Annotated in this window: 11 protein-coding genes; 2 read left to right on the plus strand and 9 right to left on the minus strand. The window is 56.6% G+C overall.

Annotation, left to right across the window (positions count from 1 at the left end):
* Nucleotides 1–8 precede the first annotated feature (8 nt).
* From PTZ19_RS23875 to PTZ19_RS23885, 3 genes are all read right to left on the minus strand, one after another.
* Nucleotides 9–920 carry a carbohydrate ABC transporter permease gene (locus PTZ19_RS23875; RefSeq protein ID WP_422615043.1) on the minus strand — a complete coding sequence of 304 codons (912 nt, stop codon included), beginning with the start codon at nucleotides 918–920 and terminating at the stop codon, nucleotides 9–11.
* A 26-nt stretch (nucleotides 921–946) separates the two neighbouring features.
* Entirely contained in the window at nucleotides 947–1,846 is a 900-nt protein-coding gene (locus tag PTZ19_RS23880) for an ABC transporter permease (protein ID WP_276358139.1), read from the minus strand.
* 78 nt (nucleotides 1,847–1,924) lie between these two features.
* A complete protein-coding gene (locus PTZ19_RS23885; RefSeq protein ID WP_276358140.1) occupies nucleotides 1,925–3,676 on the minus strand; it encodes an extracellular solute-binding protein in 1,752 nt (583 codons plus the stop codon).
* A gap of 269 nt (nucleotides 3,677–3,945) precedes the next feature.
* Here PTZ19_RS23885 and PTZ19_RS23890 point away from each other — a divergent pair, with 269 nt between their 5' ends.
* The gene (locus PTZ19_RS23890; protein WP_276358141.1) at nucleotides 3,946–4,713 is read left to right on the plus strand and encodes a helix-turn-helix transcriptional regulator; all 768 of its coding nucleotides are present in this window, start codon (nucleotides 3,946–3,948) and stop codon (nucleotides 4,711–4,713) included.
* A 55-nt stretch (nucleotides 4,714–4,768) separates the two neighbouring features.
* Nucleotides 4,769–5,572: an AraC family transcriptional regulator gene (locus PTZ19_RS23895; protein ID WP_276358142.1), complete on the plus strand. Its 804-nt coding sequence runs from the start codon at nucleotides 4,769–4,771 to the stop codon at nucleotides 5,570–5,572.
* A 64-nt stretch (nucleotides 5,573–5,636) separates the two neighbouring features.
* On the opposite strand, the gene PTZ19_RS23900 is transcribed toward PTZ19_RS23895, so the two are convergent.
* From PTZ19_RS23900 to PTZ19_RS23925, 6 genes are all read right to left on the minus strand, one after another.
* Nucleotides 5,637–6,950 (minus strand): glycoside hydrolase family protein, encoded by a 1,314-nt coding sequence (locus tag PTZ19_RS23900; protein ID WP_276358143.1) that lies wholly within the window; start codon nucleotides 6,948–6,950, stop codon nucleotides 5,637–5,639.
* Between the two features lie 167 nt (nucleotides 6,951–7,117).
* Complete coding sequence (locus PTZ19_RS23905) at nucleotides 7,118–8,659, minus strand: carboxylesterase/lipase family protein (protein WP_276358144.1); 1,542 nt, start codon at nucleotides 8,657–8,659, stop codon at nucleotides 7,118–7,120.
* Between the two features lie 225 nt (nucleotides 8,660–8,884).
* Nucleotides 8,885–10,672, minus strand: a complete 1,788-nt coding sequence (locus PTZ19_RS23910; RefSeq protein ID WP_276358146.1) for a type 2 periplasmic-binding domain-containing protein — start codon at nucleotides 10,670–10,672, stop codon at nucleotides 8,885–8,887.
* 47 nt (nucleotides 10,673–10,719) lie between these two features.
* Entirely contained in the window at nucleotides 10,720–11,628 is a 909-nt protein-coding gene (locus PTZ19_RS23915; protein WP_276358147.1) for a carbohydrate ABC transporter permease, read from the minus strand.
* Complete coding sequence (locus tag PTZ19_RS23920) at nucleotides 11,625–12,545, minus strand: ABC transporter permease subunit (RefSeq protein WP_276358149.1); 921 nt, start codon at nucleotides 12,543–12,545, stop codon at nucleotides 11,625–11,627. The genes PTZ19_RS23915 and PTZ19_RS23920 overlap by 4 nt, the downstream gene beginning before the upstream one ends.
* A gap of 409 nt (nucleotides 12,546–12,954) precedes the next feature.
* Nucleotides 12,955–16,002, minus strand: a complete 3,048-nt coding sequence (locus tag PTZ19_RS23925; protein WP_276358150.1) for a DUF4073 domain-containing protein — start codon at nucleotides 16,000–16,002, stop codon at nucleotides 12,955–12,957.
* Nucleotides 16,003–16,390 lie beyond the last annotated feature (388 nt).

Below are 16,390 nucleotides of genomic sequence, written 5' to 3' on the forward strand. Positions count from 1 at the left end.
AACTCCTTTTATCCTTTCACGCTGCCGAGCACGATGCCTTTGACGAAATATTTTTGCAGGAACGGATACGCGGCCAGAATCGGCAAGGAGCCGAGAAAAATCTGCGACGATTTGAGCGTCCGATCCGAGATCAGCGTCAAATTCAGCACGTCTTCGCGCGACATCGACCCGAAGTTGAGCTGAATGACGATCGTCTGAATGAAGCTTTGCAGCGGGTAGTGTTCCGGATTCCCCATCAGGATGAGTCCGTCGAACCAGCTGTTCCAATGCTCGACCATCGAGAACAAGGCGAGCGTGGCAATCGCCGGCTTGGAGATCGGGACGAAAATCCGCCATAACGTCGTCCACTGGTTCGCGCCGTCGATCACGGCGGACTCTTCCAGCTCCTTGGGGACTTCGCGGAAGAAATTCAGCAGCAGCACGACGCTGAAGATCGGAACCGCGCTCGGCAGCACGAGCGCCCAGATGGAATCGAGCAAGCCCAGCTGCTTGATCGTAATGTACCAGGGAATCAAGCCGCCGTGGAACAGCATCGTCAAAAAGAAAACCCAGGCGTAAACGAGACGGAAACGAAAGCCGTGGCTTTCTTTCGATAACGGGTAGGCAATCATGATGGTCAGCAGCAGGTTAAGCGGCGTTCCGATGGCGATCCGCTCGAGCGACACGAGCATCGACCGCCAGAACCCTTCCCGTCCCGCGGTGAATTCGTAGGAGGCAAACGTAAAGTCGACCGGCCAAAGCTTCACGTAGCCGGCGGAAGCGGCGGTACTCGAACTGAATGACACCGCGATAATATGGATAAGCGGCAGTACGCACAGCAGCGCGACCACGATCAGGAACGCCGTATTGGCGGCGGCGAACCAGTCGAGCCGCTTGCCGGCTTTCCAGGAGCCGGACTGCACGGCAGCCGCGGGTTTCATCGATGAGCCGGGCATAGGGGGACCTCCTAGAAGATTCTGTATTTGGCGAACCGATACGCGAAGAAGTACGCGCTTCCGATCAGAATGAACGACACGATCGATTTGAAGAAGCCGACGGCCGTCGCCACTCCGTATTGGGCATCCAGCAAGCCGATCCGGTAGACGAACGTGTCCAGAATGTCGCCGCTCTCGTAGACCTGGGGACTGTACAGATTGAACACTTGGTCGAAGCCGGCGTTCAGGAGCTGTCCCAAACTGAGCACGGACAGCAGGACGATGACCATGCGCATGCCGGGCAGCGTGATGTGCCACGCCTTCTTCCAGCGGTTCGCGCCGTCGATCGTGGCCGCTTCGTACAAGCCCGGATCGATCCCCGTAATGGCGGCCAAATACACGATGGTGCCGTAGCCGAAGTTTTTCCAGATGTCCGATACGATGAGCGTGGTCGGAAACCACTTATTGTCCCCCAGGAAAAAGATCGGTTCGAGGCCGAACGATTTCAGCACCTGGTTCACGAGGCCCGTAGAAGGGGACAGCAGGTCGATCAGAATGCCGCCGAGCACGACCCAGGACAGGAAATAGGGAAGGTAGATGGTCGTTTGGACGGATCGTTTGACGACCTCGTTCTTTAATTCGTTCAGCAAGATCGCGAAAACGATCGGCACGACCAGCCCGAGCACCAGCTTGAAGCTGGAGATGTACAACGTGTTCCAGAGCACTTGGGTGAAGCTGGGCAGATCCATGACATAGTCGAAATTGTCCCAGCCGACCCATTTCTGATGCCCGAACAAGCCTCTGGCCGGAATGAACTTCTGAAAGGCAATGACGATGCCGGCCATGGGTACGTAAGAAAAAACCGCGATAAACAACAAGCCCGGTACGATCATGAAGTGCAGGGGGAGCTCCCTCCGCATCTTTCCGTTCATCATGCAACGCTCCTCTCCGTCTCCAGTGACAAGAAGCAGGGAAGCCGGCGCATCGGCGCCCGTCTCCCCTGCTCGCCTTTACTTCTTCGTCGATGCGTACCACTCGTTGACTTCTTGCGTAATCTTGTCGCCGCCAAGCTTCTTCCAGTCGGCCACGAATTTGTCGAATTCGTCGATCGATTGGCCGAGAATGATCTTGACGAACGTCTCGTTCTGCATTTTCTCGAGCGTCGCTTTCCGTTCGACCATCGTCGGCGTCGGCGCCCCGACGAATTTATCGATCAGGAACTGGTCGTTCTTGTCGTACTGGTCGGTAATGCCCATCGAACCTTCCGGTCCGTAGATGCGCTCCCAGCCCCATACCGCGAAGCCTTCCTTGGAGCCGGAGTTGTACAGGTCGATCTTTTCCTGAATCGTCTTCGGTTCGCCCGTAAGCTTCGAGAAGTCGCCGGCTTTGCGCGCCGCGTCGATTTCGCGGAACGCCGTGACGTTCTTCTTCGGAGGCGCCGGAGTAACCGGAGACAGCTGCCATACGCTTTCCGCTTCTTTCGGCGCGTAATACTTGTCGAACTCGGCGGTTTCGCCCCAGTTCTTCTCCACGTGCATATTGAACAGTTTGATGACCGCTTCCGGATGCTTGGCGCCTTTGCGGACGGCGAAGAACTTCGTGGTGCTGAACTTTTCCGGCACCATCGCCTTGCTGCCGTCCTCCGTAACGATGGGGAACGCGCGCCACTGCGCCTTGGGATCGTTATCCTTGTTCAGCTGGAGCGGCCAGATGGAGTTCCATTGCTCCCCGTACTCCAAACCCAGCTTGCCCGCCGTAATATCCTCGGCCACTTTGCCGCCGTCCTTGATGCCGAATTCCTTGTCGAGCTGGCCGTTCTTCATCATGTCCTGAAGCACCTGAAGCGCTTTTTTCACTTCCGGCTGGATGCTGCCGAACGCGAGCTTGCCGTCCGGGCCTTCGATCCAGATGTTCGGATAAGCCTTGTAGCCGGCCATGAACCCTTCCAATCCCATCGATCCGCCCCAGAGGCCTTTGGTCAAGCCGAGACCGACCGTATCCTTCTTGCCGTTGCCGTCCGGGTCGTTCTCGGAGAACGCTTTCGCGATCGCGAGCACGTCCGCCATCGTCTTCGGAGGCTGGAGCCCGACCTTTTCCAGCCAATCGGTGCGAACCCAGATGAACATGGCCCTCTCGATCGAAGGCTCCACCTGCGGGACGGCCATCAGCTTGCCGTTCAGCGTCGCGGCGTCGAACGGGCCGCTGCCTTCCTGCGACAGGATGTCTTTCAGGAGCGGCGAAGCGTATTTCTCGTACAAATCCGTCATGTCTTCGATCATGTCGGACTCCGCCAACTGCTTCAGTTGGATCGCGTTGACCGGCAGGAAATCCGGCAGCTCGCCGGACGCCAGCGTCACGTTCATCTTCTGCTGGTATTGGTCCGACTCCGGGTTGCCCTTCACGACCCAATCGTATTTGATTTTGATGCCGAGCTGCTCTTCGTACAGCCGGGACCACCGGTTGTCTTCCAGCGTTTCGCCCTTCAGAACGCCGAGTACGTTATTCTCGACGACGTCGCTCAGGTTCCGAACGGTCGTCACTTCGATCGGCGGGTCGTACTTGCCCAGCGGATCGATTGCCGTTTCGTTTCCTCCCGCGGAATCGCCGCTCGCGCTGGGCGAGCTCTGCTGGGTTTGCGCGCTGGGCGAGCCGCTTGCCTCGCCGCTTTTTCCGTTGCCGCTGCACGCCGACAGCACGAGCGCCGTCGCCATCAGCAGCGCCAGTCCATGGACGAGGCGCTTCTTGCCGGATTTGCTTTCCATTCCCATTCCCCCTATGCGTGATGAGTAGCATCCATGTCTTTCCTTGAATACGCATTCATTATAGGGATTCGAATGAAAGCGCTACAATGTGCAACTTTTTACATCGTTACCCGTTATTGACGTCTTTGAAAGCGGAATCAATCCGGTTCGTTTTGAAGTTCGAACCCGATCGGAATGCCGCTTTCGTTCCCGATATTGTCTTTTCGAGGCAATTCTCTAATATAAGATTAGGATGATAGGGAGTCGCGACCGTTCGAAGGAGGATGCGGATGACCCATATCTACTATGCCGTATGCGACGCCGTACACGATCGCCATTTCGTTCTTGACGTTCCCGAAGGCCACCACTGGCTGCTTGTCGTCACCAAAACTCCCGCTCTATTCTGGGTCGAGGGCGAGCTCAAGGAATACCCTCCCCACAGCGCCGTCCTCTACCGTCCGCATCAGAAAGTGTATTATAGAGCTTGCGGCGAGCATTATATCAACAACTGGCTGCGTTTCGTATCCGACGAACCCTTCATTACGGAATCGTCGCTCCCCTTCGGCGTTCCTTTTTCCCTCGGCGATCCGGACTATTGCCACAAGCTGTTCGAATTGCTGGTCAACGAACACCACTTCAATCGGGATTACCGGGAATCCTCCATCGACTGTCTGCTCCGAACGTTGTTCAACAAACTGCTGGAATCCTGCTTCCAAGACGGCGTCACGCCGCAATATTACAATCTTCTAAGGCTTCGCGCGGCCATTCGGAACAACCCGGCGGATTCCTGGACGGTTCCGAAAATGGCGGAATTTCTCCGGATCAGCCCGGGCTACCTGCAGACCGTCTACAAAAGGACGTTCGGCATTTCCTGCATGGACGACGTCATCAACAGCCGGATCCGATTGGCCAAAGAGTATTTGATGCACGGCTCCCCCATTATCGCCGAAGTCGCTTTCCGATGCGGTTATCGCCACGTGGAGCACTTCTGCCGGCAGTTCAAGCGAGTAACCGGATTGGCTCCGAAAAACTATCAAAAGCACGCGGGGGATGGATGACCCGCCGCCGTTCGTCAACGACTCCCCAAGACGAAAGCGAGAGGAAGAATAACGAATGAACCATATCTACTACGTAGAATGCGATGCTGCGCACGCCGGCAATTTCGTTTTCGACATTCCTCAAGGCCATCACTGCTGGCTTCTGGTCATCACCAAGACGCCCGCCCAATTCTGGGTGAACGGGGAACTCCGGGAATACCCGCCATACAGCGCCATCCTCTATCGCGCGAATCAGAAAATCTATTATCGGGCCTGCGCCGATCGATACGTCAACAATTGGATCCGCTTCGAATCCGACGAACCTTACGTGACGAAAACGTCGCTGCCGTTCGGCGTCCCGTTTTCGCTCAACGATCCGGATTATTGCCACAAGCTGTTCGAACTGCTGGTCATCGAGCACAACTTCAATCGGGACTACAAGAAATCCTCCATCGATTGTCTGCTGAGGACCCTGTTCAACAAACTGCTCGAATCCTACTTCCAAGACGGCATTACGCCCCATTACTACAATCTTCTGAGGCTTCGCTCCGCGATTCAGGGCAACCCGGGCGATCATTGGACCGTTCCGAAAATGGCGGACTTCGTCCGGACCAGCCCGGGCTATCTGCAGACCCTTTACAAAAAGACGTTCGGCATCTCCTGCATGGACGACGTCATCAACAGTCGAATCCGGCTGGCCAAAGAATATTTGCTCCACGGCTCCCAAAGCATTGCCGAAGTCGCGTTTCAATGCGGTTATCGCAACGTGGAGCATTTCTGCCGGCAGTTCAAACAAGCAACCGGATGTACGCCGAGAAAATACCTCAAGCATGCCGACGAAATCGCGGTCGCGCAGGCCGCATCGGACACTCCGTCATGAACGGCGAAACGGGCTAACCTCGCGATTGCATCAGTTGGCGCCTTCCGTTTCGATGGATCCCGGATTATTTCGTTCCCCTCGCGAATGAGTCGTAGATGCGGTTCCTTCTCGCCCTCTCGTCCGGGCTGAGCTTTTGCGCGTCGGCGATCTCGTAACCTCCGAAAGTGTCATATAGCCTGGATGAGGGGTCGACTTCCACATAGGTGCACCAAGGCAGCCAATGATAGTGGCTTTGCAGGGTTTGGCCGATGAAGTTGCCGCTCTCGTGCCCGAGGCCGGGCATGATATATCCGGCGCTGCCGTCCACGTCGTTGGACTGCCGGGTGTTCTTATGGATAAACTCGGCGAAATCCAGGTAATGCTCGTCGCCGGTGATCACGTAAAGCCTGTAATACGTGTACGAGCAGGCGGCCATATACACGTCGGCTCCCCCGCCGATCGTGATGATGCTCTGACCGCTGATGGAATACCGGTTGAAAGGATGTTTCGGCCAAGGCGTACGTACCGGGAACGTCCAAGCATAGGTCCAAGTCTCGGTATAGTCGGCGGCGCCGATCGCCCCCTCCAGCCATCGGTCCCCGCCGGTCAGATCATAAAGGGCCAGGAAGCCGAACAAAGCGTAAATGCCGGCCTCTTTGTCCTGGATGTCGGAGTTGTCGCAGGTGCCGCCCCGGTATTCCATGTTCGAATAGACGTTATCGTAAGACCACTCGCCGGCCCGGAGCGCGGCGGTCCGGTATTTTTCTTCGCCGGTCACGAGGTGGAACAACACCAGGAAACGGATCACGCTGGGCGTGTTGGCTTTCGAGTCCATGCGGATGGAACCGTCGGTATGATACGCGCGGTAAAAGCTGCCGTCTTCGTTCTGGACGTTCACGAGCCAATCGGCGGTCTTCCGGCAGAACTCCAGCCATGCGGGCTTCTCGATGCCTTTCCCTCGCATGTAGAGGTAAGCGTCCAGGATGGCCTCGATCCCGTCGGCCAGCATCCGCACGTAATGCGGATACGGCTCGAACCCCCGGATGTTGGGGTTATAGCACATGTGCGGCAAGCCGGATTCGGTCATGGCCGTCCGCACCCAGAAATCGATCACGCTCACGCCTTTGTCATAGGCTTCGGGGTCGTTTTCCTTGTCGCCGTACCGCAGCAGTTGATAGCCGATCCCGGGCTGCTGCCCGACGAAGCCGAATTGGAAAGACACGCATGAGATATCCATGTCGGGCAATTGGCAGGCAAAGGGCAGCCCGTACGAGTCTCCGTACTGCCGCGTGTATCGGGTCAAAATCTTCATGCAGTTGTGGAAATGGGCTTCGTTATCCACTTCGAACAATTGATCGCGAAGGCGATCGTAAGCGACCCGCCAGACGTCTCGCATCATCGACTGAAAGCTGCCGTAATGCCCGAAGTTTACGGCCACAGAACATGGGCCGTTTGTTGAAATAGAGCCGTTGGCCGTTTTTCCGAACTTCGACTCCGCCTTCTTGAAAGACCAAAGCATAGCTGCCGTTTTCGAGTTTCATCGCGCGTCCTCCTTGGGGTAGACGATCATTCCGGAAGCGAAGCCGTCTTGTTTTTCTTGAAATATTGCCGAACCAGGAACCTCATGATCTCGCTCGGCTGTTCCCGGTAAAACTCGGCTGTGTCCGCGAACCGCATGCCGTAAGGCGCCTCGGGCGTATAAGGCTCCCACCGCGGCATCTCTTCTCCGGTGGAATCTTGGCCGTTCGGATCGCCGGAACGGATGAAGTTGGCCCAGTAATTGCACATTCGGCGGGCCAGGTCGTAATGCTTGCCGACGAACGGCCGCCAGCATTTGGCGAGCGTCTCGAAGAAGAACCAGAGATCCACCGAGTGGAACGCACCGGGGCGATCCCACCCCGGGATCTCCGCGTCGAAATGGTAATAGTACAGGGGGAGACGGGCTCCGGTATCGGCATTGGCTTGCCCGGCGATCCGGATCGCGTATTCGATTCCACACACCGAAGCTTTGCGCACGGCCTCTTCGAGATTGCCCGATAACGCGTCGCACAGCGCCAGAAACTCGTCGGCGTCTTCGCCGAACAAGCCCTCGGCCATCGTTCTGAATTCGTCCAGCGAGCGGACCTCCGGAGCGCCGATAAACTCGGATGACGTATGGCCCAGCAGCACCGGCACTTTCCAGCGTTCGTTTTGCAGGAACCGTTCGAACGCGTCTCCTACGCAGAACGCCTGATCGACGACGGTGCCCCAGAACGATTTGTACTCCAGCATCTTGTCGCGAAGGTAAACCGCATCCAGCTTCCGGGCTTCCGCCAGCGAGGATACGCCGAGAAATTCGAAAAACCGGACGCCGTCTTCCTCTGCTTCTTTCAAATCCCGCAGGAATCGGGGCGTGCGCGCTCCCGGGTACAGCTTCGTGAAGATCCCGCTTTGGACGATGGCCCTCTGGAAAAGCCCTTCGTTCTGCGGCGAAGCGAGCTGGTTCATGACGCTGCCGCCGCCGGCGGATTGGCCGCCGATCGTGAGGTTGTCCGGATCGCCGCCGAACGCCGCGATGTTGCGCTTGACCCATCGCGTCGCGAACTGTTGGTCGAGGTGGCCGAAGTTCGCGGGCGCTTCCGGCGATTCCGCCGTGATTTCGGGATGGCTTAAAAATCCGAAAACGTTCAGGCGGTAGTTGATCGTGACCACGACGATGCCTCTGCGGGCGATACGCTCGCCGTCGAACTCCATTTCGGCCGTATGGCCGACCTGCAGGCCTCCGCCGAAATACCAGACGAACACCGGCAGCTTTTCATCGGCTCGGTTGGCCGGCGTCCAGACGTTGAGGTAGAGGCAATCCTCATCCATGGCGATGTCCGGCTCCACGGCCCATTCGCGGGTATAGATGTTGTTCACGTCGATCTCTTGCCGGACTTGCATCGAAACCGGCGCGAATTCGTACGCCTTGAGCACGCCCTCCCAGTCTTCGGCGGGCTGCGGGGCGCGCCAGCGGTTCTCTCCGACGGGCGGGGCGGCGAACGGGATCCCTTTGAAGCTCGTGATCCGGGGATCGGCCGCCGGCAGCCCTTGGACGATTCCGTTTTCAACCCTTACGACTCTCAGCATGATTGTGGTCTCCTTTCATCAGGCGGAGCACGGTTTGAACTTGGCAACGCTTTCAACTCAGCTGTCTCGCTATCATAAAACTTTGCTTTCTTCAAAACAATGAACGATCCTCACCGTTTTTTGATCTATTCTCAGACGGCCTCCCCGGCAATGAAGGCGCGAAAAATAGAGGGATAGATATGACGGGTCATATCTATCCCTCAGGCAGCCTATCGATATATGATTTTACTTGCCGGCTGTCGCTTCTGTGCGCATTTTCACGATTTTTTGCGCTCTCTCCGTATCTACGGCAACGACATCTTTCCAACCGAGACCTTCCACGTCGGACTTCATTTTGGTCCACAACTGGTCGAACTCCGCTTGGTTTTTGGCGAATACCATCTTCCAGGACGTGTTCTTCACATAGTCCGAAATCTGGCTGCGTTTGTTTTTGATGTCCGACGAATCGCTTCCGAGGCTGGTATTGATATTCGGCACGATATCGATCATGTTGTTCTTGATGTAGTAGTCCGTCGCGTTCGTTGCGTTAAACGTCTTCTGCCAATCCGTCGTCAGCGCCGTTTTATTCGCTTCGATCGTCGAACTCCAGTAATTGTTGTTGTAGAACTCTCCGGTTTCAGGATCAATGACGAAATCGCTCATGATCATGCTGTTGATTTTGCTCTGTCCGTCTTGGTACCCGCCTCCGCCGTACTCGTCCGGCACGGGCGTGTTTTTCTGGAACGCGGTTTGCCCGATTTCGGTCAGCTTGAACTTGCCTTCGGGCGTCTTTTCGTAGTTAAAGCCTTCGAATCCGCTCGTATAATAACGCAATCCTTCCGGAGACACGTACCAATCCAGGAACTCCAGAATCCGGTCCGGATCCTTGGCTTTGGAACCGATCGCGAATACTCTGCCATTTCCGAAATACGCGTCGCTGCTCTGGATCAGATGCGTGTCCGCGATCGGAATCGCGACGTTCCCGTCGCCGTTCTTGCCTCTTTCAATGGAATTGTAGAACCCTCTCTGCCAGGAGTACCACAACAGAAGCACTTGCTTGTTGGTCAGCTTCTCCGCCACTTTATTCCAGTCCTGAGAGGCGGAATCCGGGTCGACCAGTCCCATCTGATTGGCGGTAAACAGGAATTGCAGAATCTTCTTGTACATGCTGTTGTCGTCAATGATCGGCACGATGTCGCCCTTCGCGTTCAACTGGATCGTCGTTGTGCCGTCCGGCTTCTCATAACCGTACCAGTTGCTGATCCAGCGAACGTTTTCCATGGCGCCGGTGCCGCCGTCCCAATCCTTCCACAAGGTGATCGGAACGATCGTTTTGCCGTCCGGCGTTTTGGGATATTTCTGTTGCATTTGCTTCAGGACGTTCAGAAGGTCGTTCAGGTTGTTCAGCTTGGGGGCTCCGACGCCCTTGTAATAATCCCAAGGCATGATCGGGCTGGAGTAAGGCGTATCCTCGGAGTAAGTCGTTGGCGAAGTATCCGCTTCGAAGGTCGGCATCGCGTATATCTTGCCTTCCGGATTCACTTTGTCGAATCCCGCGTTGAAAGGCTTGAAATGTTTGTCTACGTATTGGGACAAATATTTCGTATTTTTGATCTTGTCCGTCAGATCCATGATCATGCCGGCCGGTATCAACTCTTCCAACTGGCTGTTGTCGATCACTAGAATATCGCCCAGATCCCCTGCCGCCGTCCTCGTCTTGTACAATTGATCGCCGGCGACCTGCGGAGCCAGAATGTTCAAGGTGATGTTGAACTTGTCCTTCAGAAGCTTGCCGTACCAACCCGTCTGCTCCCCTTGGTAGTTGGCCGCATTGCTGAAAACGGTAATGGTCAGCGGCTTGCTGTGATCGATCGCCGAGTCGCCCTGGGATGCCGCCGGACTGGAGCCGGGTGCCGCCGAAGCCTCTTCGTTTTTGGATCCGCTTTGACAACCGGTTAACGCGACCGTTAACACGAATAGGCTGGCAATGAACAGCACCGACGCCTTTTTTACCGCATGCCTTCTCTTGCTCATTCGCAATCCCCCAGATCTGGTAATTTATTATAATGGCGCAGCGCAGCTTAACCTTTCACCGCGCCGATCATAATCCCCTTCACGAAAAACCTTTGGAAGATCGGATAGACCAACAAGATGGGCGCCACGACGATAATGGTCACCGTCATCCGGATGGACGTCGTGGTTTGCTTTGTTGCGAGACTGGCCATCGCGGTCGAACCGGCATTCTGCAGGTTCACCATGGTGGATAACGAACTCGCCTGATTGATGTAGTTGTAGAGAATGAACTGCAGGCTGTACAGTTTGCTGTCCGTAACCAGCAGCAGCGTGTCCTGGAAGGAGTTCCACTGGTCCACGGCCGCGAATATGGCCACCGTAGCCAATATGGGCTTGCAGATGGGCAGCATGATCCGGAAGAAGATCGTCATGATCCCGGCCCCGTCGATACTGGCCGACTGCTGCAATTCCTTCGGCGTCGATTCCACGAACGTCTTGACCAGGATGATGAAGAACGGAGCCACGATGGTCGGCAAAACATACGCCATGAAATTATTGGTCAAATGCAAGGACTTCATGGTGAGGTACCACGGGATGATCCCGGCATTGAAAAACATGGTGATCACGGTGAAGCGATACCAGAACTTCCGGCCCCACATATCCTCCTGGGTAAACATGAATCCCAGGAAGGCGGAAGCCCCGACCGTCAAAGAGGTCCCGAGCAGCGTTCTCTCCAGCGAGATCAGGGTCGCGTTCCACAACCCCGGTATTTTAAATACGTCCAAGTAGTTCTGGAAATGGATTTGCCGCGGGAGGAAGATGATGTCTCCTCTGGCGCTGACGTCGTTCGCGCTGATGGTGTTGATCACGATGTAGTAAAACGGGTACATGCAAAGCAGCGCGAAAAGGGCAAACAGGGCATAGGTCAATACGGAAATCGTTTTGTCGGCAGCGCCTGCCCGTACGGCGTTTCTCATACGATGCTCTCTCCTCTAAACCATTTGGACAGGCCGTTTACGGAGAAGAGCAGCACGACGCTGATCAAGCTCTTCAGCATGCTGATCGCGACGGAAACGGAATAGCTGCCGCCCCCCATGGCCAAGTTGTAGACGTAAAGGTCCAGAACCTGGATCGTATCTTTGTTGAACGCGTTCTGAAAGACGAAGTACTGCTCCATGCCATTATTCAGGAAGCTCGCGATTTGCAGCATCAACAAGACGAAATAGGTCGGCAGCAGGCTGGGCAACGTGACATGCCGGATCAGCTGCATTCTCGTCGCGCCGTCTACGCGGGCCGCTTCGTAGAGCGAGTCGTCGATCCCCGTGATCGCCGCGATATACAAGATGGCGGACCAACCCAACGCCTTCCATGTTATCCACATCCACATCGTAATCCAAACGTGTTCCGAGCTTTGCAGGAACAGAATCGGGGAATCGGTCAGTCCCAATTGCTTCAGCAGCCCGTTGACCATTCCTTCGCTGGAGAACATGGAGAAGGCCAGCGAGTAGACCAGCACCCAGCTGATAAAGTTCGGAAGGGTGGTGACCGTCTGCACGAACTTCCGAAACCGCATCGCTTTGATTTCATTCAGGAAAACGGCGAAAATCATGGGAAGCCAGGAAAACAGCAGAATCAAACCGCTCATGCCGAACGTGTTCTTGAGGACCTGAAGCAGCTGATCGATTTTGACCTGGTTTTCGACCAAGGAATGAAACCACTTGAGCCCGACGAACGGCGATCGGGACAACGGAATCGGCGGCGTGTAATCGAAGAACGCATAAACCCATCCATACAGCGGGAAATAAGCGAAAGTGGCCAGCAGAACCATAAAGGGCAAGATGTAAAGGAACTTTCGGATCGACTCGCTTTTCCTGCTATAGGCTTGTGTACGCACGGTGGCACCTTCTCTGTTTTTAGTGGTGTGTTTATCGATAACATTTCAGAATTTTCTGATTTATAAATCCGAATTTATGCTTATCCCATAACCATCTTTTCCCATTCGGTTCTCGATGGTTAATCCGAACAAATCTATAAAAATTTGATAATTTTATGATTCGATGACAGCGTTTCCATTTAATTGCTTTGAAGCTATCATAAGGCATCGATTTCTTCAAAACAATGACCTATCCTCATGGATTATTGATCTATCCTTAGGTAGCGATCAGCGGAATCGTTCCCGTTAACGCGGCGTTCCGCCAAGCGGCACTGTATCGCCGATGCCGGACGTTTCGTCGGCAGCCGGGCATGCCGAGCATGGAAAAAGCCGCCCGGCATCAAGCCCGGACGGCTTTCTCTTGGACGAGCTATGGGTTTATGCTCAGCATATTCAGCAGCATCACGACGGCTTCCGCGCGCGTAACGGGCGCATCCGGGTCGAAAACTCCGCCGGGCCGGCCTTGCGCGATACCGAGCCGGTTGGCGGCAGCGGCGGCGGGTGCCGCCCATGGGGGAATCCGGTCCGCGTCGGCGAATGCTCCAGACGGATTGTCGCCGGAGGTCGATACGTCCATGGCGCGAACGATCATGGAGACGATCTCGGCGCGGGTCACCGCCCGGTCCGGTCGGAAGCTTCCATCCTCGTATCCGGCGACGGCTCGCTGCCGAACCGCTTCCGCCACGAACGGTCTCGCCCACGCCCCGATGCGGCCGGCATCGGAGAACGCGAGTTCCCCGGCGGACGGAGCCGCGCCGCCATCCGCGGAACGTTGCGCCCGCACCAGCATCGCGGCGAACTCGGCGCGCGTCAGGGTCCGGTCCGGCTTGAAGCTTCCGTCCGCATATCCGGACGCGAATCCGCGCGCCGCGGCTTCCCGGATTCGGTCGGCCGCCCAATGCCCTTTCGCGTCCGCGAATTCGGACGCGGGAATCGCCTCGGCCTTCTTCGGCACGCCGAACACCGCGAACTTCGTGAAATGGTCGACCTGCGCGACGAATACCCCCGCTTCCGCGCGCCCTTCAATCTCGATCCAGCGGCGCGCCGTTTCGTCATAGTAGAACAACGCAGGGCGTTGATCGGCTGCGAGAAGATCCGATTGGAATTTAAACTTCAGCGTTATCGGCTTCTTGAAGGGACCTTCGAAATCTTTCGACAGCTCGAAGACGAGACCCAGCGGCCGCATGTCCTCGGGAATCAAGCCGGCCGGCGGCACGAGCTTGCGGATCGTCAGCTTGAAGCTCCCTTCGGTCAAGCCATCCGGAAGTTCGATGGCGACCTCGTCTCCGAACGAAGCCGAGCAGGTTCCCGCCGGGCCGCAGGTCGTCACCGTCGTATGGGAATCGGTCGGCGGCGTTTCGGAATCGGAATCGGAACCAGAACCGGCTCCAGAACCAGGATCGGAACCTGAGCCAGAGCCTGAACCAGGATCAGGATCGGAACCGGGATCAGGATCTGAACCGGGATCGGTCGACGGCGGAGGCGTGTCCGGTTCGGCGACCTTCACGTCAACCGACGCCTTCAAACCCAGCGGATTCTTTATGCCTGCGGGCGGAAGCAGCGTTCCGGAGAACGCGTACGTGCCGGGACGATAGCCGTCGTAGGCCGGCGCGCCAATGTCCCACTCGATGCTCACGTTCGCTTTGCTGCCGTCGTTGAGGGTCGCTTCAACGACAGGCGGCAAAGGCAGCGAAGACCGCGGCGTCCCATACACGGCTTCGATGACGGACAGCCGGGAAATCGCCGCGATCTCGGCGTCACCCACCCGGACTTGCACCTCGGCCTTGAGTTGGGACGGGTTCGTCACGCCGGCCGGCAGCGCGAGCGTGCCCGAAAACGCGTACGTGCCGGGTCGGCTGCTGTCGTAGACCGGGTCGCTTCCTTCCCAATCGACGGCGGCTTCGCCCGTCGTGCCGTCGCTCAGCGTAATCCCGACCCGCGGCGGCAGCGGAAGCGCCGAAAGCGGCGTCCCATACGCAGCCTCGATGACGGACAGCGGCTCGACGCCGGCGATGCTGGGATTCCGGTGGTACGTGAACTTCCTCGGTTCGCCTGCCTCCAGCCCATTGCCTGCCCGATAGCGGACAAGAATGTCCAGATCGCCGTCCAGGAGCGGCGGATGGGCGGGATCGAATGCGAGATAGCTGGTACCGCCGTTTACCGAATATTCCATTTCGTCCGTCAAGCCTTGCAACGTGTTGTTCGTATCGTCCATCGTCAACCCGGCCGGCTGCCCGACCCGGACTTCGATCAGCGAAGCCGTATCGCCCAGACCTCCGGCCAACCGGTAGCTTCCGTCGGAACGTTGATCGACGGCATGCAGATTCTGGGTGCCCTCGAATTCTTTCATCCACTGTTCGGCGCCGTCTGCGTCGGTCTTGAGCAGCAGCCCTCTGGCATCCGAAACGTCGCCGTTATTCCCTCCGGCGATGGCATATCCGCCATCCTTTGTCGGCGTCACGGCAAGCCCGACCTGGGGCCCTGCGTGCGAGCAGGTTTGCAGCCTCAACGGGGTCCCGGCGTCGTCCGTCTCGAGAAAAGCGACATCCTGCTCGTACGACGAACGCAAAACGTTACCTGTCATCACGTAACCATTACGCGTTGCATTTTCCGCGATTCCTTGCAGTGTCAACTGGCTGTTTCCGCCATCGGCAAGGTAAATTTGTTCCCATATTTTCTCCCCCGTACCGTCCACTTTCACCAGCAAGCCCCGGGACGTATCGGTCGTCGAAGCATCCGTGCCGGCAAGCAAGTATCCGCTGCCGTCGGAGGCGGGGATCGCGTCGCTGAACGTGCGGCTGTAGGCGCCCGGGTACCGCACGCTCTTCGTGATGTCCCCCGTTGTTGCGTTAACGATGGCGACGATCCCTTCGAGCGCGTTCGTCGACGAATCGCGCGCTCCCCCCACGATCATGTATCCGGCCGTGCCGAGGTCCAATATCGCGGAGGCGGAGCCTTTCTCTGTCCCGCCGATATTCATCATATTTTTCCACTTCAAATTTCCGTTCGAATCGAAGACCCCATAAAAAAGCTCGGTGTTCAAATCCGTGCGGTGATAACCGGAAAAGAGAATCGTAGAACCCGCGCCTTCATTCAAGCTATTAATGACGTAGCGCTCCTGATCCAGGCCTATGAAAGTCACGAGCCCCTTTTGTGAGCCGTCCGCGGCGAATCGAACCACGGTAGAGTTCGTCCCGTTCGAAATCGCCGCCGCGTATCCTCCGTCTTGCGTCGGCTGCCAAGCCATGTATTGGCCGAATCCCGTACGATCCTTCCGTTGCTCGACTAACCGGCTTGCCAGCGCCGCCGAATCGGCCGCCGCCGCCTTCCCCCCGCCCATGAACGCGAACAGGGAAGCGATCATCGCGACCGCCAGCGTCCAGACCGTCAGCTTCATTCCCGGATTATGGACTTTCAATCCCTCAACCTCCTGAGTTCAATTGCGCTAGATTCCAACAATATCCTCCATTGTACAGGAACCGGGACATAAAAAAATCCCCTTTATGTTAAAAAAGGGATTCGGGAAGGAGGTTTCCATGACGGAGGATGAATCACGGAATCGAGTCGATGCCGAAGGGCACTCCGACTCCGCACCATCCAAGTTGTCGTACGGTTCCTCCGGAACTTCTGTAACTTTATCACAACTCCCCCTGCAACCCCGCTTCTGAGGCAGAGTTATGTAACTTTCTTACACAACTCCTCCTTCAACCCGCCTCTGAGGCAGAGTTATGTAACTTTCTTACACAACTCCTCCTTCAACCCGCCTCTGAGGCAGAGTTATGCAACTTTCTTACACAACTCCCCCT

It is taken from the genome of Cohnella caldifontis (assembly GCF_029360585.1).
Classification (GTDB): Bacteria; Bacillota; Bacilli; order Paenibacillales; family Paenibacillaceae; genus Cohnella; species Cohnella caldifontis.

Bases quoted from the DNA above. Each gene is read 5' to 3' on its own strand.
- PTZ19_RS23875 (WP_422615043.1), bottom strand. From the start codon at position 920: ATGAAACCCGCGGCTGCCGTGCAGTCCGGCTCCTGGAAAGCCGGCAAG.
- PTZ19_RS23880 (WP_276358139.1), bottom strand. From the start codon at position 1,846: ATGAACGGAAAGATGCGGAGGGAGCTCCCCCTGCACTTCATGATCGTA.
- PTZ19_RS23885 (WP_276358140.1), bottom strand. From the start codon at position 3,676: ATGGAAAGCAAATCCGGCAAGAAGCGCCTCGTCCATGGACTGGCGCTG.
- PTZ19_RS23890 (WP_276358141.1), top strand. From the start codon at position 3,946: ATGACCCATATCTACTATGCCGTATGCGACGCCGTACACGATCGCCAT.
- PTZ19_RS23895 (WP_276358142.1), top strand. From the start codon at position 4,769: ATGAACCATATCTACTACGTAGAATGCGATGCTGCGCACGCCGGCAAT.
- PTZ19_RS23900 (WP_276358143.1), bottom strand. From the start codon at position 6,950: ATGATGCGAGACGTCTGGCGGGTCGCTTACGATCGCCTTCGCGATCAA.
- PTZ19_RS23905 (WP_276358144.1), bottom strand. From the start codon at position 8,659: ATGCTGAGAGTCGTAAGGGTTGAAAACGGAATCGTCCAAGGGCTGCCG.
- PTZ19_RS23910 (WP_276358146.1), bottom strand. From the start codon at position 10,672: ATGAGCAAGAGAAGGCATGCGGTAAAAAAGGCGTCGGTGCTGTTCATT.
- PTZ19_RS23915 (WP_276358147.1), bottom strand. From the start codon at position 11,628: ATGAGAAACGCCGTACGGGCAGGCGCTGCCGACAAAACGATTTCCGTA.